12 protein-coding genes are annotated in these 20,416 nt (G+C 47.2%); 2 read left to right on the top strand and 10 right to left on the bottom strand.

Going from position 1 to position 20,416, the window contains the following annotated elements:
- Positions 1-16 precede the first annotated feature (16 nt).
- The 9 genes from HQ865_RS04470 to HQ865_RS04430 form a co-directional block, all read right to left on the bottom strand.
- The gene (locus HQ865_RS04470) at positions 17-445 is read right to left on the bottom strand and encodes a hypothetical protein (RefSeq protein ID WP_173413734.1); all 429 of its coding nucleotides are present in this window, start codon (positions 443-445) and stop codon (positions 17-19) included.
- On the bottom strand, positions 445-3,087 hold the full coding sequence (locus HQ865_RS04465; RefSeq protein WP_173413733.1) for a PAS domain-containing hybrid sensor histidine kinase/response regulator: 2,643 nt from the start codon (positions 3,085-3,087) through the stop codon (positions 445-447). Before HQ865_RS04465 ends, HQ865_RS04470 begins: the two co-directional genes overlap by 1 nt.
- Positions 3,074-4,216, bottom strand: coding sequence for an FIST signal transduction protein (locus tag HQ865_RS04460; RefSeq protein ID WP_173413732.1), 1,143 nt, complete (start codon positions 4,214-4,216; stop codon positions 3,074-3,076). Before HQ865_RS04460 ends, HQ865_RS04465 begins: the two co-directional genes overlap by 14 nt.
- Before the next feature lie 8 nt (positions 4,217-4,224).
- Positions 4,225-5,577: a sigma-54-dependent transcriptional regulator gene (locus tag HQ865_RS04455; RefSeq protein WP_173413731.1), complete on the bottom strand. Its 1,353-nt coding sequence runs from the start codon at positions 5,575-5,577 to the stop codon at positions 4,225-4,227.
- Between the two features lie 191 nt (positions 5,578-5,768).
- A complete protein-coding gene (locus HQ865_RS04450) occupies positions 5,769-6,143 on the bottom strand; it encodes a response regulator (RefSeq protein WP_173413730.1) in 375 nt (124 codons plus the stop codon).
- 152 nt (positions 6,144-6,295) lie between these two features.
- Positions 6,296-6,859 carry a hypothetical protein gene (locus tag HQ865_RS04445; RefSeq protein WP_173413729.1) on the bottom strand — a complete coding sequence of 188 codons (564 nt, stop codon included), beginning with the start codon at positions 6,857-6,859 and terminating at the stop codon, positions 6,296-6,298.
- A 62-nt stretch (positions 6,860-6,921) separates the two neighbouring features.
- A complete protein-coding gene (locus tag HQ865_RS04440; protein WP_173413728.1) occupies positions 6,922-7,851 on the bottom strand; it encodes a hypothetical protein in 930 nt (309 codons plus the stop codon).
- 76 nt (positions 7,852-7,927) lie between these two features.
- Positions 7,928-8,791 (bottom strand): S66 peptidase family protein, encoded by an 864-nt coding sequence (locus HQ865_RS04435; protein ID WP_394353370.1) that lies wholly within the window; start codon positions 8,789-8,791, stop codon positions 7,928-7,930.
- Positions 8,792-8,994: 203 nt separating this feature from the next.
- Entirely contained in the window at positions 8,995-9,681 is a 687-nt protein-coding gene (locus HQ865_RS04430) for a DUF2461 domain-containing protein (protein ID WP_173413726.1), read from the bottom strand.
- Positions 9,682-9,831: 150 nt separating this feature from the next.
- Here HQ865_RS04430 and HQ865_RS04425 point away from each other — a divergent pair, with 150 nt between their 5' ends.
- Positions 9,832-13,965 carry a hybrid sensor histidine kinase/response regulator transcription factor gene (locus HQ865_RS04425; protein WP_173413725.1) on the top strand — a complete coding sequence of 1,378 codons (4,134 nt, stop codon included), beginning with the start codon at positions 9,832-9,834 and terminating at the stop codon, positions 13,963-13,965.
- A gap of 5 nt (positions 13,966-13,970) precedes the next feature.
- On the opposite strand, the gene HQ865_RS04420 is transcribed toward HQ865_RS04425, so the two are convergent.
- Entirely contained in the window at positions 13,971-17,006 is a 3,036-nt protein-coding gene (locus tag HQ865_RS04420; protein WP_237073744.1) for a discoidin domain-containing protein, read from the bottom strand.
- A 432-nt stretch (positions 17,007-17,438) separates the two neighbouring features.
- On the opposite strand from HQ865_RS04420, the gene HQ865_RS04415 reads away from it, so the two are divergent.
- On the top strand, positions 17,439-20,396 hold the full coding sequence (locus HQ865_RS04415; RefSeq protein ID WP_173413724.1) for a SusC/RagA family TonB-linked outer membrane protein: 2,958 nt from the start codon (positions 17,439-17,441) through the stop codon (positions 20,394-20,396).
- The last annotated feature ends 20 nt before the right edge of the window (positions 20,397-20,416 follow it).

The following is a 20,416-nucleotide window of genomic DNA, read 5'->3' as shown; positions in this document are numbered from 1 at the left end:
ATTTGGATAGGGTTCTTTACTCATTATCTTTTGGGATTTTCCCATGCCGAAGCCATTTTACATTACCGTTTACAGGTGTTAAGTTCAACTCTTTTCTTAAATCTTTACGTAAGCTATTTAATAAATCATCGAAATAGAAATCTCCACCTTTTACGATATCTTCCACCAGTTTTTTGGTCAAACGAATTTGCTCATCAGATCCAAACAATTGTAGTTCTGCAATTACAGCTTCTAACTTTTCATCCCTTTCAACCGATTCTTCTCTCTTAGTTATATCATTCGCCAATATACGATAAGCAGCAATCAAATGATTTGTTATAAGCTCTCGTCTTTTTAAATCTTTATCCCTAACGCTATTGTAGTAATGCGCAATCCGCCAACCTAAAACAGCAATTATTACTGTTATAAGATTTTTGATAATATCTAAGATAATTCCTGTATTCATTACAGTTTTTTCATCTCGGTTTGCACTTTGTCCATCACGGTCTCAAAACGGTCGATGTATTCGGCAATGAGTTTGGTGTTCGGCTTATCATCAGACATGGCTTCTAACCCTCGGATCACTTCCTTTAACTGAACGATCTCCAAACTGTCTATCATTGGCTTTACCTTGTGGGCCACCTTTTTAATAGCAGGGATATCTTTAGCTTTTAGCGCTTCGTGCATTTCGGCGGTTACCTGTGGGGTTTGCTCCATAAACAGGTCCACCATTTTTTGGATAAACACCTTATCGCCCCGGCTGATCTGCTCCAGCTTGGTCATGCTAAACAAAGGCTGATCAGACAGGTCATCGCCCGGCTTATTACCTCTTCTCTCAGGTGTACCGGCTTCCAGTTTAAGCGAAGTGGCAATGGCATTGATCAGGTCGTTCTCTTCAAAGGGCTTGGATACAAAGCCGTTCATACCAGCGGCTATGCAGCGGTCGCTATCGCCTTTAATGGCGTTGGCGGTCAGTGCGATGATCGGGATATCCAGCTTCAGTTCCTTGCGGATGGCTTCGGTGGCTTCTATACCGTTCATTACCGGCATTTGCACGTCCATCAGTACCAGGTCGTAAGTCCCGGTTTTCAATGCCTTTACGGCTTCGGCACCGTTCTTCGCTTCGGTGGTGATCACGCCGTACTCATCCAAAACAGTAACAGCCACCAGGCGGTTCACTTCGTTATCCTCGGCCAGCAGTATCCTTTTACCTTTCAGCGAGCTGCTGTCGGTAAAATCGGTTTTGGCCTGCGGCAGATCGTTTGATGTACCTGTTTCAAACGGTACGGTGATCAGTATTTCGGTACCGATATCCTTTTTGCTGTAAACCTTTATCTGGCCCTGCATTAGTTCAACCAATTCCTTGGTAATGGCCATACCCAAACCCGTGCCACCATATTTACGGGCGGTGGTGCGGTCTTCCTGCGTAAATTTTTCGAATACGTGGTCGATATATTCTTCAGATATGCCAATGCCGGTATCGCGGATACTAAACTCCAGTACCTGTTTGTTTTTAACGCGCTTTTGCATTTTGCACGATAGGGTAACGCCACCCTTCTCGGTAAATTTAACTGCGTTGCTGATCATGTTCAGCAACACCTGGTTAATGCGGTGTGGGTCGCCGATAAGCACCGGGGCGATATCGTCATCAAAATCAAGACTTAGTTCCAAACCTTTCTCCTCGGCGCGGGGTTGCATAATGCGCACCACATGGTTCACCACATCCTGCGGATCGAAACCCAGTTTTTCCAGTTCAAGTTTACCGGCCTCAATTTTAGAGATATCCAATATATCGTTTATCACCACCAGCAGGTGATCGGCAGCCGTAGTAATGGTATTCAGGTAAAACCTTTGTTGCTGTTGCATTTCGGTTTTTTCCAGTTGGCGGCCCATGCCAATAATGGCGTTCATTGGCGTGCGGATCTCGTGGCTCATGTTGGCCAGGAAAGCTTCTTTGGCGCGTACCGATTGCTCGGCCACTTCCCGGGCTTCGTTCAGTTCCAGTTCCAGTTTTTTACGTTCGGTAATATCCAGGTGGATACCGATAGAGCCCATCAACTCGCCCGAATCATTATAGCGCGGCGCCCCGCTAATAAGCCACCAGCGCAGTTCGCCTTTTTTATTTTTAACGGTTAACTCGTAAGCATCGGATATGCCTTTTTTTCGCAGATCGTTCTTTTGCTCTAATGTAGGTGTGGCAGATGTGGTTGGGAAAAGCGTTTTTGCTTCCAGGCCCATCATTTCCTCCAGCGTATAGCCCGACATTTCGCAGAAACTTTGATTGGCGTATTGTATCGCCTCGTTATTATCCACCTCCAGCAAGCCCAGGTTCATATTAGCAAGAATATTGCGGTACTTTTCCTCGCGGATACTAATAGCCTGTTCAGCCAGCTTTCGCTCGGTAATATCACTCTGCGTACCGATGATACGGCCGGGTAAACCTCCTACCGTACGGCTAACTACCATCCCCCTGTCCAACACCCAAATATAATGCCCATCCTTATGCCGTATACGGTATTCAACCTGGTGACTGGCCAATTGCTCATAAAAATACCGCTGGTCGGTCTTCATTACCAAATGCAGGTCTTCGGGGTGGATCCGGCTCATCCACTGGTCGGGATGGTTTGGAAATTCGTCGTCCTCATACCCCAGCATTTGCTTATACCGCAGCGAGAAAAATATTTTCCGGGTTTGAAAATCGTAATCCCAAACGCCATCACCCGATCCTTCAAGCGCAAATTGCAGCAACTCTTCACCGGCTTTCAGCTGCGCTTCGGCTTCGTTGCGCTTGCTGATCTGGGCTTTCAATAACTCTACAATATCCAGCAGGTTATTACTATCCATGGTGAAACCTTCGCCCACCTGGCCTACCGCTTCCTTCAGTTTTTCTATGGATATTTTCCTGAACTCCACCTCCTGCTGCAGGCGTTCGTTTACCTCCATGTATTCCTCTTCGCTCATTTTAAACGCACGTTCGGATAATATGGCATCCTTTTCGTAGGCCGAATAGGAGTCGCTGATGGCCTGCAAGAAAGCAGATAAGCCGGGCTGTTCACCCGGCTGTAAGTATTTCTTTATTTGTCGTTCAAGCAGTTTATTCAACTTCATTAAAAGTGGTTATGGTCATGGTTTGGTTATGCAACTGGCAACCCTGACCTTTAATAAACGGAGAGATCTCGCCGTACGAATAAAAGCCTGATAATAAGGTATTACGGCCAAATATTTCGTCAACAGCATCCACCTCGTCCTCGGTACGGGAACCGAGCACCAATTTACGGCCTACACAACTGATAAGCAAGGAAAAAGATGGAGGATTTTTTTCGTCGATAAACGATTGTGCGGCAGCATCAGAAGCGGCGCTGGTCAGTTTATCAAAATTAGCGCGCATAAAGCGTACTTTAGTACCCTCGGGTATATCACCGGCAAAGGTCATACTACCATTTTTATCGTCGATAGCCAGGATGGTGCGCACTACAGGCTCGCTGTTGCCCGGCAGGGTAACTGCCAACGGGTACAACAAAGCACTGCCCGGCAAAGCATCAGCATCCGGACCTAAGTATTTTTTATATAGTTCAAGCGCGTTCTTGCCGTCGATCTCAAATAATACGTTATCCTTAGCTTTCGTTACAATGCGCTCCAGGCCAAACATTTCCCAGCCGCCTTTTGAACCGTGCTCAACTTTCAATTTGTCGCCATAAAAACCGATACCTACAATAATGCCCTCTTCAGGTTCGGCATTCAGGCCCACCAGGGTCGATTCAAAACGATCGCCATCGCCTGCCAAACCGCCGGTTACCATGATCTTGTCTCCGGTTACCTGGTTAATGCCACGCACCAGTTCGCTGCCGTTTACATAGCGGCCATCTGATAACACCAGCACATAAGCCAGATCTTTGGTATCAAATTTATTGATCAGCGCTTTACCCGCGTCGAAGCTATCGCCATAATCTTTAATATATACTTTTTGCGATTGCAGTTGTGTTGATGAAAACTCCATCATAGCAACGGTAAAACCCTCGTCAGACACGCTGGTATGGTAGATCTCGCCTGCGGTTGAGCAGATAGCGATCATAGCCTCAGGGAATTTCTGCCTGATCAGGTCGTAAACCGGCAGATCGAGCAGGGCTTGCTTATTGGCAAAGCAAAGCGCCAGTTTAGACTTGCCGCCATTGATACCCGCGCTTTTCTCGTGCATTTCCCACTGACCGTGTTTGTATTGATATAGTGCAGTTTTCATAATTCTTTTTATCCTTCTATTTCTTTTTCCTGTATCATTTTATAAATGGTAGATTTACCTACATCCAGTTTTTCGGCAACCTTAAGCACACTGTGGTTGTATTTGTTTAAAAAGTGCTGAACAATCTGGTTGGTATATTCCTTCAATGTCTTTTCCTTAGCAAAAATGTCTTCTTCGGATTGCGGCGCGCTGAAGCGGATATCCTCTTCCTGTATCTCGTCGCCATCGGCCATTACGGCAGCCAGGTCAACCATCGATTTTAATTCGCGCACATTGCCCGGGAAATCATACTTCAACAAACGCTCCTTTGCCCTTGTGCTGAACTGCTTTGCAGGCAGTTTGTTATCCTTGCAAAACTCATCTAAAAAGAATTTGGCCAGCAACAGCAGGTCGTTACCCCGCTCGCGCAATGGCGGCAATTCTATAGGCAAACCCATAATGCGGTAGTAAAAATCCTCGCGGAATTTGCCTTGTTTTACCTGCTCGGCCAGGTTTTTATGGGTAGCCACAATGAGGCGGATATCCAGCTTAATTTTATCGGTACCGCCAACGCGGGTTAACTCCCTTTCCTGCAATACACGTAATAGCTTGCTCTGCAAGTTTACATCCATTTCGCCTATCTCGTCTAAAAACAGGGTGCCGCCGTTGGCTTCTTCAAACTTACCGTTTTTACGGGCCAATGCGCCGGTAAACGCGCCTTTCTCGTGCCCGAACAGTTCGCTTTCCAGCAGTTCGGCCGGGATGGCGGCCATATTTAGTGCCACAAAGGGCTTCTTTTTCCTATCCGAATGATAATGGATGGCTTTCGCTACCAGTTCTTTTCCAGTACCGGTTTCGCCGGTTACCGATACGTTGATATTGGTGCGGGCCGCCTTTTCCATCAGCGTAAAGATCTTTTTAATGGGTGCCGATGAGCCGATGATGATCTTACCGAACTCGTATTTATGCCCCAGTTCTTCGCGCAATATTTCCACTTCCTTTTTCAGGGCCTGGTTTTCGCGAATGCGGTTAACGGCGTTCCAAAGCAGGTCTTTGGTATGATCGTCCTTAACCAAATAATCGGCGATGCCTTTTTTATAAAGTTCTATCGCGGTGGTTACATCTTCCTGTGCGCTGATAATTACCACAGGGATGTTTGGATTTACCTGCTGCACCTGCTTTAACAGTTCGGCCCCATTCATATCGGGCAGACTGTAATCCATGGTGATCAGATCAGGTTTTTGGTGTAACTCGCGGATGCAATCCTCCCCGTTCATAAACTTGGTGACCTTATAGTCGGGGTTTAATGAAAGGTGATATTGCAGGATCTCGCCGTACCAGGGGTCGTCCTCAACAATAAATATGTGGTATCCGTTTGTCATCTTTTTATTTAGCGATACTTAGTAAGCTGTATTAAAGCCCTTATTTATTTAACTATATAACACGCTGATTTATTCATCAGTCAATATCGTGCCAATTTTATAAATTACTAATTATCAACATTTTATTTAAAAATCATTTTTATATAATTCCAAATTCAGGAAGTTTTTTCCGCATTTTGGACACCTGGCAGTCATGCACTCTGGCGCATATAGCCATAAGTATTAACACGCGCGGCACGATCTACAATAGCCGACATGTAATCTAACACGTAGTTATCTACGCCACCATAATTAGCAGCACTTACTTTATGCTCGGGCTGCGGCAGCATCACCACTTCAATTTCAGGATCAACCGAGCGGAAGCTTTTTAACAATTCCAAACCCGAGCGCTGCCCCAGGCTGTTTCCTAAAAATACCAGGTCGGGTTTTTCATCCATATAGATGGTATGCTCGGTACGGTTGTTAATGATGTTTACATTTGCATAACCTAAGCTGCCCAAAAAATGCCTGTAAAGGTTAAGGTTGTACTGGTCGTTGTCTACTAAGAAAATATTTAAAGTGTCCATGTTGATATGATTTGGAATGCCTTATGCCAAGCATGTGCCAAACTATTAAAACACTAATAATCAATTAGTTAATTATATGCCAAAATTCAATAAATCTAATATACGGATATGATTTCCAAAAAATGGAATAATTCTATGCAATAAATTATTGCTTACAGACGGTTTATTCTTGCTATCGGGGAGTTGATATCATGGCCTGATTCCAGAAACAGAGCTTTAAGCTTCACATATGCCGAAGCGTCGGTATCAACATAGACCAGGTGGTCTGTGATCATATAATCGCAGTCGAAACAAATATTAAGGCATGAGATCCTGTTACTGTTGGCATCATAAAAAACGATAGCGTCCCGGTAAACCGGTGCGCACATCCATGCCGGCACCTCTTTCGCATCGATTAATAATATACTCTTCAGCCTATCGGTGGCGGCATCGTGCTTGTCAATCGTGCGCATCAGTTGCGCCGACCAATGGAATTGGCCATTATCATCAACTAAATATTGCGCATATATCTTTTGCTCTATTGAAGCTAATTGCACTTTAAAGCCATCATCGGTCCAGCGGCCTCCATAAGCTATTTTTAGCCTTTTCCGCTCGGCGAGCAGATCGTTTAAGCGTTCTTCAAACGCCGGGCCCCGCTGTAACGAATAGGTTTCCATATAGGCGAAGTCCAGATCGCGGATATAGTTTGCAGACGTAATATTTTTAGCGGCATCCATCGCGCCAAAAATAAAAAAGCCGGAGTATTTACCCCAGCTTTCTCATCAATATTTTATAGCTGCTACTTTTTTATCAGCGTATACTTACCCCAAAAATCGGTAGGGCTTAGCATATTGGCAATATCGCCCATACTGCGGGGCATACCCATGCCGCCACCGCCGTCCATTGCTATTCCGCCGGCAGGCGCGGCCATCACTACCGTGGTAGCCATAGGCGCGGCGCCACCGCCGCCGCCATCTCTGGAAAAACTGGCACCACCAGGGCCACCGCTAACCCTCATGCCGCTCATCATGGCGTTCAGGTTAATACCATTCAGTTTAATATTATAGGTAAATGCCGCGCCTGCATCCAGGCCAAGCTCCTTTAACGGAACAGCCATTTCAACCACCAGCGAACCTTTATCATCAAAATCAACAAAAGCCTTTATGCCATATTCGTTGTAAATAGAGATCACGCTATCAGGAATATCCTTAAAGCCGATCAGTTTTATCTCTTTAAAAGTGCTTACTACCCGCTTACGCATATCAGCTATCATTGCCGAATCCGGCCCCTGCTGTGCTGTAGTGCCGCTGGCTGCCGGGCGTGAAGTACGCATGCCCGACATCATGGCGTTGCGCAGGTTAGCCATATTAGCTACCGGGAAGCTTACCACAAAAGCATCCTTTTCACTTTTCTTATTCGCCTTGTTAATGGTTAGGTTAATACCCCCGCCAATGATCTTGTTATTATTGGCCTGGTCGGCCGATTTCATAACCAGGTACAGGTTATTGGCATCGTTGGCCATGGTATAATAAATATCGGTGGTTTTATTTAGCGCCTGGAAGTTGTTTTCCCATTCGCCCAGTTTGGCGTCAACTTTTACATTGGCCGGGGCGGCTACGCTGGCTTCCTGCACGGCCGGTAATTTTTGCGCGTTAGCAGATAAGCTTAACAAGGTAACAAACAGGCTGCCAATGGCTAACCTGCTGATGATTTGGATCTTCTTTTTCAAAATTTCAATTTTTAATCAGGTGCACTAAGGTACACAAAAACTAAGACGGTAATTTATCGTATTAGTTACAAATATGTTAAATATTGTTAATCGACCTCAGCGTGCTGCCGTCCGCGTTAACCTCAAGCACATGCGGCATGCCGCATTTCAAAGCCGCGTTATTACGCTGATGCCCAACTGGAAAGTCGAAGCAAACGGGGTAATTGTATTCCTTAACCTTTTCCATCACGATATCGTAAATGGTTTTGCCAAACTCCTCGCCAGGGGTATCGGCCTTGAGTTTAAAGCCGCCGATGACCAGTCCGGCCAGGTCCGACAGCTTGCCGCTACGCTTCAGGTTCCAGAACATGCGGTCGATGCTGTAGAGATATTCGTCAGTATCTTCAATAAACAGGATCTTGCCTTTGGTTTTCAAATCGGATTCGGTACCCGATAGCGTAGCGATCATACTTAAATTCCCGCCCACCAATATCGCTTCTGCCCTACCGGCACGATTTTGAGCGGCGGCAGTCGCAGTATAACTCATTTCCTCACCGATAAGCGCCTGCCTGATGGATTCGATAGTGGATATTTGAACCGGCTCGGCCCTGGCCCAATCGCCTGGAAAACTGTTACACATTTTAGAATGCAGCGTAACGATACCGAAATGCCGGTTGATATGACAATGCAGCACCGTAATATCGCTAAAGCCGATGACCCATTTGGGATGTTTTTTAAATTGCTTGAAATTAACCTGGTCGATGATCCGCACCAATCCGTAACCTCCGCGGGCGCACATAATGGCGGCGATGTTGGGATTATCCAGCATGTATTGCAGATCGGACAGGCGCTCTTCGTCTGTACCGCCATAAGTAAAATCCTTTTTACCTACAGATTTGCCTATTTCTACCTTAAAACCCCAACTTTCCATTTTTTGGACAGCCGATTGAACATCCTCCAAACTGATATAACTGGCCGGACTGGTAATGCCAATGGTATCACCCGGTTTTAAATAAGGCGGTATTTTATGCTTAGCCTCGCCATAATTACCAACCGATGTAATGGCCCAGCCCGGCTTGGCAGATAACGCAGCCCCGGCAGTAATTATGGAAGAGAGGAAATATTTGCGGTTCATGATACAATAATCAGCAAATTATCCGGACGCTACAATTTTAACCCGTTCACATCAGTAGTCAATACCTCGCTCATGTAATCAAAAAACGGCCGCATGCTTCTGTAAACCAGTCCGGCCTTTCTTGCAAAATCAGGGCTTAAAACCTCCTCATCCGTAAATGCACACACCAACACAAACTGCTTAAACCGTAACAGGTCGATTGCCTCATGGTCGGCGCTGTAGCCTTTCGGCGTGGTTTTTACCTGCTCGCCTCTCAGAACACCGAATGCCGATTTAAACTCCGCATTGTTTAAAATAGCGCGCAGCGGCGCCGGATCGAAAGCGATATCATCCCGTATCAGTTTCAGATCCTGCGGAACAGGCCCCCAAAAGCCGCCCGCTACAAAGGTGCGGCCTGGTTCGATATGAAAATAATAGCCGCCGCGGCGGTACTTAGTGGCCCGCCTGAAATGCCCGTTCCAATTGGTTTTGTAGGGATTCTTATTTGTAGAAAAGCGGGTATCACGGTAGATACGATGCAGGCTTTTTTTGCCCGATGGGGTTTCAATTACATCGTGGGTATTTAGTTCATACAGCAAGGCATCGGCAAAGGCGGTTATTTGTTCCTGCTCCTGTTGAAACACTTCTTTATTCGCGGTAAACCATTCACGGTTGTTATTCTGCTTCAGATCATTCAAAAAGTTAAAACTGGAGATGGAGATTTGCCCGGTTGCCATGCGTATGATGTTTTGATAAAATTAGTAATTAATAATAATCGTCAATGTCATTTACAGGCAAGGAAACAGGGAATTTAAACACAGGATTTTCAGTTACCTTAAAGTTAAAACCTTATCTTAGCCATACCAATTTAATACCGTCATCTGCCCATGCGTTCTTCGCTAAAATATATACTACTACTGTTGTTCGTTTTCCCGTTGTTTAGCAACGGACAAGTTACGCCTGTAAAATTCAAACATCTTACTATTAACGAGGGGCTGTCGCAAAACACGGTTTATTGCACCCTGCAGGATAGCGAGGGCTTTATATGGATAGGCACCGAAGACGGGCTGAACCGCTACGACGGGTATAACTTCACCATCTACAAGCACAAAAAATCGCCAATTACCTTATCCAACAGTCAGGTAACCTGCCTTTTTGAGGATGCTGATAAAAACCTGTGGGTGGGCACTACTGATGGTATTAACATTTACGATCGGCAGAAAGATCAATTCAAAAGGATCTATACGCTATCGAAAAAATCATCCGAGAGTAACGACTTTATCACCACCATTGTGCAGGATAAAGCCAAAAGCATATGGGTATCTACCTACGATGGGTTGAAGCTTTATAAACCCGGCAGCAATTCGTTCAAAGTATTCCCTATCAACAGCCCGGGTCTTAGCAAGCTGACCAACAAGATCCAAACCATGTCGTTATACAATGGCAAACTATGGGTGGGCACAGGAAACGACCTGAAATTATTCGACACCCAAAAACAGGCTTTTATTTCGCTGCCGGCCATCATCGATAAAAACGAAGAACTGAAGCACAGCGGCGTACGCTGCATCCGCAAGAGCAGGAACGATCATTACTGGATAGGTACCGAAACAGCAGGTCTTTACGATTATGACGCGCAGAGGAATACTTTAAACAACTACCGCTACAAAGCCGGCGATGCCAATGGCATGCTGAGCAATATTGTGCGCGATGTACTGGTGGCTGCCGATAACGAGATCTGGATAGGGACCCGCGAAGGCCTCAGTATTTTACGGGCAGGCGATATCAGCAATTATACTTACGATAAATATAACCCCGAGGCACTATCGCATAACTCGGTGCGGCATTTTATGAAGGATAGGGCCGGGAATATTTGGGTAGGCACCTTTGCCGGCGGTGTAGATGTTTACTTTGCCGAGAGCAAGAACTTTATTAATATATCCGAACAGATCGGTATGAAACCGGGGCTGAGCCAAAGGGTGATCAGCGCTATTGTTAAAAATGCCGATGGTAGCCTGTGGATAGGTACCGAGGGCGGCGGCCTGAACTATGCCGACCTGAAGCACAACGTTTTTCAGCACTATACCATTTCCGATCTGCAAAACCTGAACGGCAGCAACATTGTAAAGGCATTAAGCAAGGATGCCAGGGGCAACCTTTGGGTAGGTACCTATAACGGCCTTTACTATTTCGATGTGGCCAACCGCAAGTTCGCGTCCTATCCTTACCTGAAAAAAGACAGTACGCCCGCCATTAGTCAGTTTTACGCGTTGCATGCCACTGCCGATGGTTTGTGTATAGGCACCAACGGCGCGGGATTACAGTTTTTGGATCATAAAGGCGTGGTGATTAGCTACCTGCATAGTCAGAAGGACCCGCATAGCATCAGCAGTAATAATATTAGCGCGCTGTTATACGACAAGGGTAATTACTGGATAGGCACCCAGCGCGGGCTGAACTTTTTCAATGCCCAAACCAAACAGTTTACCCGCTATAAATATAACGACAACGACACGACCAGCCTCAGCAGCAACACAGTGATCAGCCTGTTTGCCGATGCGCAGAACCGCCTGTGGATTGGTACCGAGGGTGGCGGCGTTAACTACTTCGACCGCACGCATAACAAATTTTACAGTATTGGTGAGGCCGATGGTTTAGCCAACGGCGTGGTACATGCCATTAACCAGGACGCGCAGGGTAATCTGTGGGTGAGCACCAATAAAGGCCTGTCGAAAATCAAATTCAACACCCCTGCCCCGCCGTTTAGCGGGCATGTTAAGGTAACCAATTATACCATTGCCGACGGCTTGCCGAGCAACCAGTTCTCTAACCAGTCGGCTATTACCGGGCAGGGTAACCAGTTGATCTTCGGTAGTATATCGGGTATTACACTGTTCGATCCGGCGCGGATCATCACCAATACTTATAAACCGCCGGTAGTGATCACGGATTTTTTGATAAGGAATAAGTCAGTTTCCGTTAGCGATGTGGATTCGCCGCTGCAAAGCCAAATTAACGAGACTAGTGAGATCACGCTTACGCACGACCAGGGCTTTATCAGCTTCCGCTTCGCGGCGCTCAATTATATCAACCCCGATAATAACAGCTATGCTTATAAGTTAGAGGGCTTTAAGGGCGATAACGGCTGGCACTATGTGGGTAACCAACGCATGGCCACCTATACCAATTTAGATGCGGGCACCTATGTTTTCAAGGTAAAGGCATCAAACAACGATGGCGTTTGGAATAACCAGGTAAAATCCATCAAGCTGATTGTGCTGCCGCCCTGGTGGAAAACCTGGTGGGCGTATTTAACCTATGTGGTCATCATTGGCTTGCTGCTGTACGCCTTTTATTACTATTCCATTAAAACCGCCACCCTAACTAACGAATTGGAGTTTGAATACCTGAGCCATCAAAAGGACCAGGAACTGGCGCAACGCAAACTGACGTTCTTTACCAACATATCGCACGAAATTAAAACACCTTTGACGCTGATACTTGCCCCGCTGGAAAAGCTGATCCGATTAAACGAGAGTAATAATAAGGTGCAAAACCAATTAATGCTGATGCAGCGCAACGGCGAACGACTGATCAGGCTCATCAACCAACTGCTTGACTTCCGCCGGTTTGAGGAGGGCAACATGGTGTTACAGGCCGCCGAGGGCAATGTGGTGAAGTTTTTGAACGAGGTGGTGATATCGTTTGAAGGTTACGCGCAATCGAAAAATATCAGCCTGATGTTTAAATCGGCTGCGCCGGAGATAAAGGTGTTTTACGACAGGGATAAACTGGAGAAGATCTTTTATAACCTGCTATCTAACGCGCTGAAGTTTACCCCAACCAACGGGCGCGTGGCGGTAAACGTTAGAACCGACAACAACCAACTGCTGGTTGAAGTGGAAGACAACGGCATCGGCATCCCGCAGGAAAATTTGACTAAAATATTCGACCGTTTTAACCATTTCAGCAACCCAAAGCAAAACGCGGGCGGCACGGGCATTGGTCTCTCCTTTTCGCAGGGATTGGCCGAATTGCATAGCGGCAGTATTAGCGTAGAGAGTACCGTTGCCAATGGTAACGAGCATGGCCACACTTGCTTTACGGTCCGCCTGCCATTAGGTTCGGCACATTTGCGGACGAATGAAATTGTGAACGATTTTCAGGATAGCGAGAATATCGAGCAATACCTAACCGCCGCAGAAACGGTAAACCTGCCTGTTAAAACGGAAGCACCGGCAGTTACCGAACAGGATGAAAAACCAGTAATGCTGATTGTTGAAGATAACGCCGAGGTATTGAACTTCATTGCCAATAACTTCAGCGCCGATTACGTGGTGCATACCGCCGCCGATGGTGTAGAGGGCCTGAAGCTGGCTACCGAATTGATACCCGATATGATCATCAGTGATGTGATGATGCCGAACATGAACGGCATTACCCTTTGCAGTAAGATAAAAACCGATGCCCGCACCAGCCATATCCCGGTTATTTTGCTCACTGCCCGCACTCCGCTGATATTTAAATTAGAGGGACTGGAAACGGGCGCCGACGATTACATCACCAAGCCGTTCAGCATTGATATTTTGGAAACGAGGGTACGCAATCTTATCGAATCGCGCAAGAAGCTGCGCGACCGTTACCGCAAGGAGATCAGTCTGCAGCCGCAGAACGTGGCCATTACATCGCCCGATGAAAAGTTTTTGGCCAAGGTGATGGCCTTTATCGAACGCAATATGGCCGAAACCACCCTAAGTGTAGAGGAATTGGGCAAGGAGGTTGGCATGAGCCGCGTAACGCTGTACCGCAAGATCAAGGCGCTCACCAATCAAACCGCCATCGAATTTATCCGTGGCGTACGCATTAAACGCGCCGCCCAGTTACTGGAACAAAACAAATTTAATGTAAGCGAAGTAGCTTACATGGTGGGCTTTATTGATGTGGATTATTTTAGGAAGTGCTTTAAAGAACAATATGGGCACACCCCTAAAGAGTATGCCCATACGGCTGATAAGAACAGTTAAGCATATTATTTAGCCGACCATACCTGCAATTGCGGCTTCAGGGTGCTCTCCATCGAACTAATCTGCACCTCACGGCCTTTATCGTTATCATCGCCCAGTTCCCTGGTCTCCCGCACAAATACAAAGGTGATGTGCTGGGCCTGATGATTTTTAACAATATCGGTTACATCCAGTTGGTGATATTGCACCTTAGCATCAAAGGCCAGTTCGCCTGCCACATAAGCCTTTTGCCCCACCTGGTGGATCAGCGCTTCCTTAGCATCCAGCAGCGGGGCGTTCTTCCAGTTCAACTTCGCGGCATTTAAACCAGTGCCGGGGATAGCATATACATGCAGGCGATAGGCGCCCTTGTCATCATTTACCTTGCCGTTTACCTTTAACAGCACCCGCTTTGCACTGGCAATATTATTGGTATTGAAATCGATATAACTAACTTCATTCTTCGCCGGTTCGGCAGCGTTAAGCGCTACGCCAAGGGTTTTGGCGACGCTGTAGTTTCTGGTGCTGTTCGCGCCACCGCTTACCATGGCATCTGCCGAGGCATAAATTAGTTTTTGCGCCGGGGCATTAAGCGGGATAGTCAATAGGGTTACGCTTTGCGGGGCTAAAGTGATATCGATACTTTTATCTGTCTTGGTTTGATATACGCCGCTTACTTCGCCGTAGTATTTATCACTCACGGTCTCGGCAATTATGGGTGAGCCTGCCGCTATCTGCAAATCGCCCAAATTAATTTTTGTGTGATAGCTGAAAGCTCCGCGCTGCACCAGCCACATGTAATAGGTCTGCTGCGCGGTGTTGTAACTGGTGTAGGTGTCCAGCCCGGCATCGTTTACCGATGCTTCTGTTTTCAGCAATGGCATTTCGTTTTTAAAGCCTTTGGCAAACAGGTGCACCACCTCGCCGGTACGCTGAATACCTGAGATATTAAAATCAGGCGTTTCCGATGGGCCATCACCCTTTGCAAAGAGTTTGATCTCACGCACTTTCAGCACGCCGGGATCAGTGCTTGTCCAACGCACCTTATCGGTGGTGATGGCCTGCTTAAAGGTTACGTAATCCTGCACGTATTTAAAGCCTTTAACCGCCGTGCCGGGGATCTCCGTCCATTTACCGTTATCGCTATATTCCAGTTTAAAATTCTTTATCCTATCGGTCCCGGTAAAAACGCCGTATGATGAACCGGTGTAAACAACCGCGCTGCCGATGGCCTCCTTTTTGCCCAGATCTATTTCCAGCCATTTTGGCGCCGATGTACTATCCGAACGCCACATAGATTGATCGGTCTTGATGCCATCCGTAATATTTTTGGCGGGCCATGCGGCGTTATCCGACGATGCCCTTACTGGTTTGCCCTGCGCCAAATTGCGGTAGGCATCCTCCACAATCCGTTGCCCGTGCCAGGTGAGGTGGTGGCCCGATTTAATACCCTCGGTATAAGTGCTGCTGCTGGTATTGGCAAACTTAAAGGCCCACATGCCGTAGCCATTGTTCTTCATATTATTGGCATAAATGCCCGCCCATTCGGTAAACAGCGATGGCGAATCCATGGTCTCCTCCTTGTCAATCAGGTAAGCATTCATCCAGCGACCAATCTCGGTGAACACGATAGGCAGGGCATTGCCTTTAGGATGGTTATCAGTAATTACCTTACGGATATTATTAACGCGCGTGGTATATCCTGCTGCGGGTGAGTTATAGGAATGGGTGGAAAAGATATCGATCAGGTCATGATCGATGGTTTTGCCGTGGTAATCGGTGCGGATGGCTTTGCTTACCGCCGCCCACCAATCGGTATTTTGTCCGGCGGTAACCGGGCCAACAAAGCGGCCGTTCAGATTTTTGTGATACTGCTTATTCACATCGGCCACCGCACAATGGATGGCATCCGACACGATCTGCATCCCGGCTATCCATTGTTCCAATTTCATCGGACCGGAGTTCACGTGGTTTGGTTCGTTTTGCATGGCAAACATGCTGACATCACCCTGCTTGGCGGCGTGATAGGCCAGCGCGTAATAACGCTGCCATTGCTTCCATTTATTGCCCCAGGTGTCGTTAAAGTCGGTATTGTTCATTTGCAGCAGGGTTTCGATATGCAGGCGTTTCAGTTCGCTTAGCGTGTAATCAAACACCATGGCATTGGTGGATGAGGAATCCATTTTGGTGTAGAGCGGGTTCAGCGCGTCCCATTTAATAAAGCGGTTATGCTCGGGATTGACGCGCAGTTCGCTTTTGCGCTTATCAAACTCGTCAACGCTGTTCAGCGCCGCGTCCACCTGCACATCTTTTTCCGGCACGAATGAATTTAGCGTCGCCCATACTCTTACCGAATTCACCCCGGCGTATTCCAGCCAGCCGGATACATTGCTGCCCGGGAAGTAGTAGCCCTGGTTGTAACCTACATACTTCAGGCTTTTGCCCACCTCGGTTTTACTTACTTTAACGCTGATGCTTTGATCGGTCATTGGCCCGGCAGACTTTTTAATATCCGATGCCAGGTTTGGCGGGGCGGGCATATTTTTGGCTTCGGTACCCAAGGCTTCTACCTCCATCACGCTGATGGGTTCGCCGTCATCGCACACAAAGCGGATTTTGAAAGTGGTTACCGCCGGACTGAATTTGAACGAGGCCTTGGTCTGCCTGTTCTCCAAAACTTCGGTATTGGGAAAGTTGGTCCAGTTGGCATCGTCCCAATATTGCAGCCTGAAGTTTTTGGCGGAGAAGAAGCCCGCGGCCTGGATCTTTTCGTCGGCGGTCTTCTCGTTATCGGGGATACCGGTATAAACATTTACCTCGCTGATGGTGCAATACTTTTGCAGGTCGATCTCCAGAATATGTGGCGCGCGGCCATTGGCGCTCATCCATTTGGATTGTCGGGTGATGGTGCCGTCCACCGCGTTTTTGGCCGGGTGATTTTTATCCTCGGATGTAGCGGTAACGGGCTTATGCAAAGCCACATTTATTTGCTGCGCCGACGAGGTGAGCGCGCAATTCATCAATATTAAAAAACAGGAAACAGGCAGCAATTTAAGCTTCATTCTTCTTTAGGTTATAATTGGTGATGGTGCAGGGTAGCACTATATTAAGCAGCGCAAGATAGCAACCTGTGTACATGCGCACACGGTACAGATGGTTCACATATACCGTTTATTCGTATCAACAGCAAAAACGCGCTGTAAGCGAGCATGGGGCTTTTTCACTATAAATGTTTCATGGTGATGCAGCATTCTTCGGGTAAAGTTGTAAGATATGTCGGGTAGCGGGACGTGATTAGCTGTATACCTTTAGGCACCAATTTAAACACATGCCAACACCTTTAAAAACAAGATCGGGAAACAAAACCGGCACTATACTTATTGTAGCGCTGGTGATCATACTAATGGTGCTGTTTGTATTTAGCCTGGTGATATAAACCCTGGGGCACCGCCCCGAAATAACCAACATAAAAACCAATTTATTAAACAATTTGTATGAGACAATTCTATCAAAGATGGCTTATGCTGCTGGCGCTGTTTATCGCGTCTGTGGGCATGTTGCAAACCCCGGCCTATGCGCAACAGGGCATCCAGGTAACGGGTATGGTGATCGACAACACCAATCTGCCGCTCATCAGCGTAAGCATTACCGTGAAAGGGAAAACCGGCGGCGTGGTTACCGATGTTAACGGTAAATTCAGCATCACCGTTCCTAACGAGCAGGCCGTACTGCAATTCACCTACGTGGGCTACGTTACCGAAACGCGCACCGTTGGCAAAACCCGCCAGTTTAACATCACCATGGCATCCGATGCCAAGGGACTGAACGAAGTGGTGGTGGTAGGTTACGGTACGCAAAAGCGTAAGGACATTACCGGTTCGGTATCATCCGTAGATCCGAAGCGTTTGGAGAATATGCCGAACACCAGCTATATCCAGGCGCTGGAGGGATCGATCCCCGGTCTTGCGGTTACTTTAAATACAGCAGGCGCCGAGGGCAACAGCAACAGTGTGATCATCCGTGGCCGCAGGTCTATCTCGGCCAGTAACGACCCGCTGATCATTTTAGATGGGATCCCTTATAATGGTTCATCATCTGACATTAACCCGGCCGATATCGCTACCATGGATATCTTAAAGGATGCATCGGCAGCGGCCATCTACGGTTCGCGCGGTGCTAACGGCGTTATCCTGATCACTACTAAAAAGGGTGTTACCGGTCCGCCATCTATCTCGTACGATGGATCGTACGGGATCCAGAAGCTGGGCAAACTGCCGCAATTATTCACCCCCGATCAGTTTTACGACTTTAAGAACGCCCGCTATCCGGGCATCATGACCGCATCCGAGCAGGCCATTCACGATTCGGGCAATTACCCTGATTATTTTAAAATGGGTACCCGTACCGGTGGTCGTAATAACCATAGCCTGTCTATCCGTGGCGGCGGCAATAACTCGCGCTTCTTTGTATCGGCCAACTATCTTAATGTAGAGGGTGTCACCATAAACGATAATTTTAAACGCATCACCACCCGCGCCAATGTGGATGTGGATGTAACCAAATGGCTGACTTATGGTACCAGTACATCATTAAATTATGATGACCGCAGCGGCCTTAACCCAACCATTACCGGCGATGGCAGCATTTACAGCTTTAACCCGCTGACCACCGCTTATAATGCCGATGGCTCGCTGACCATTTATCCATGGCCTGAAAAAACCGCCTGGGCAAACCCGCTGTCGCCTACGCTGGCTAATAATTCAGATCATACTTATTCGTTGTTCACCACCAACTATGCCGTGGTTAAACTGCCGGTACCGGGCTTGCAATACCGCATTAACACTGGTGTGCGCTACTCATCGCAAAACAACTACACCTATTATGGCCGCAATAGCAAGCGCGGTTTAGAGGCCCTGGGCGAGTTAAACAAAAGCGACAACCTGGGCACCGACCTTACCTTTGAGAACATTATCGATTATAACCACAGCTTTGGCAAGCATACCATATCGTTCACCGGTTTGTATAGCTACGAGAGCAATGTATCTACCAATAATACCCTGAACGCACAGGGTTTCCCTAACGATGTGCTGACCTATTACCAGGCTAACCAGGCCTTGCAGGTGCTGCCATCAAGCAGCTACTCTAAGCGCGCGCTGGTATCGCAAATGGGCAGGTTAAACTACTCGTACAACAGCAAGTATTTACTTACGTTGACCGGTCGCCGTGATGGGGCCTCTCCTTTTGGCGATGACCGCAAATACTCGTTCTTCCCATCGGCAGCCCTGGCCTGGAATATCAGCAGCGAGGATTTTATGTCGAAGGTAAAAGCGATATCGAACCTAAAACTGCGCCTTTCATACGGTAGCAATGGTAACCAGGCCGTATCGCCGTACAGCACCTTTGCAAGGCTTGCAAACGCTGCTTACATTAACGGTACCACTACCGCTGCTGGTTATATTCCTAATAAGCTGGGCGACAATACCCTGCATTGGGAAACCACCGATTCGTTTAACGCCGGTTTAGATATCGGTTTATGGAATGGCCGTGTTACCGGTACCATCGACGTGTATTCGGCTAAAACGCGCGACTTGTTGCTGGCCCGTTCCATCTCTACCGTTACGGGTGTAAACAGTATTGTACAAAACATTGGTAAAACTGCTAACAAGGGTATCGATATCGGCATTAACAGCGCCAATATTAAGGGAGCAGACTTTAGCTGGAGCAGCAACGCTACCTTTAGCCTTAACCGCAACAAGATCGTCGATCTTTATGGTAATGGAAAAAACGACACGCTCAACAACTGGTTCATTGGCCAGCCTATAAACAATAACTTTGCTTATAAATATGGTGGTGTATGGCAAACTACCGACGACCTGACCAAATCGCCACAACCAAATACCAAGGCGGGTTTTGCCAAGGTGGTTGATGTGAACGGCGACGGCAAGATCACTCCATCCGACCGTACTTTGCTGCCAAACGTTGAGCCTAGCTTTACCTACGGTTTAGGCAACACCTTTACTTACAGGGATTGGTCGTTTTATATTTTTGTTAATGGCGTACAGGGCGTAACCAAGGATAATGGTACGCTATCTGATAACGTGAACACCGAGGTGGAGAAGAACACCTTTGTTAAAAACTATTGGACACCTACCAACCCAACCAACGATTATTTCGCTAATGCCAACCAGGTGACCGGCTATTTGCCCAACATTTATAACGTGCACATTTTCCAGAACGCCAGTTATTTAAGGGTTAGGGATATGTTGCTGTCTTACTCGTTGCCCAAGGCCTTGCTAAGCAAGGTAAAGATCAGCAGGCTGAAGATATATGCCGAGGCCCGCAACCTGTTCACCGTTACTCCATGGAAGGGTTTCGATCCTGAACTGAGCGACCAGGCAGGTGGTATACCGCTGCAAAAAGAGATCATTTTTGGTATTAACGTAAGTTTATAATCACTACAAAGAGCATTACA

The sequence above is a fragment of the Mucilaginibacter mali genome, from assembly GCF_013283875.1.
Lineage (GTDB): Bacteria > Bacteroidota > Bacteroidia > Sphingobacteriales > Sphingobacteriaceae > Mucilaginibacter > Mucilaginibacter mali.
The sequence above is the reverse complement of the archived record's forward strand: the minus strand, read 5'-3'. Positions and strand labels throughout refer to the sequence as shown.

Coding starts and splice junctions, on each gene's coding strand:
- HQ865_RS04420 (WP_237073744.1), bottom strand. CDS start 17,006: ATGAAGCTTAAATTGCTGCCTGTTTCCTGTTTTTTAATATTGATGAAT.
- HQ865_RS04465 (WP_173413733.1), bottom strand. CDS start 3,087: ATGAAGTTGAATAAACTGCTTGAACGACAAATAAAGAAATACTTACAG.
- HQ865_RS04425 (WP_173413725.1), top strand. CDS start 9,832: ATGCGTTCTTCGCTAAAATATATACTACTACTGTTGTTCGTTTTCCCG.
- HQ865_RS04415 (WP_173413724.1), top strand. CDS start 17,439: ATGAGACAATTCTATCAAAGATGGCTTATGCTGCTGGCGCTGTTTATC.
- HQ865_RS04445 (WP_173413729.1), bottom strand. CDS start 6,859: ATGGATGCCGCTAAAAATATTACGTCTGCAAACTATATCCGCGATCTG.
- HQ865_RS04450 (WP_173413730.1), bottom strand. CDS start 6,143: ATGGACACTTTAAATATTTTCTTAGTAGACAACGACCAGTACAACCTT.
- HQ865_RS04470 (WP_173413734.1), bottom strand. CDS start 445: ATGAATACAGGAATTATCTTAGATATTATCAAAAATCTTATAACAGTA.
- HQ865_RS04460 (WP_173413732.1), bottom strand. CDS start 4,216: ATGAAAACTGCACTATATCAATACAAACACGGTCAGTGGGAAATGCAC.
- HQ865_RS04430 (WP_173413726.1), bottom strand. CDS start 9,681: ATGGCAACCGGGCAAATCTCCATCTCCAGTTTTAACTTTTTGAATGAT.
- HQ865_RS04455 (WP_173413731.1), bottom strand. CDS start 5,577: ATGACAAACGGATACCACATATTTATTGTTGAGGACGACCCCTGGTAC.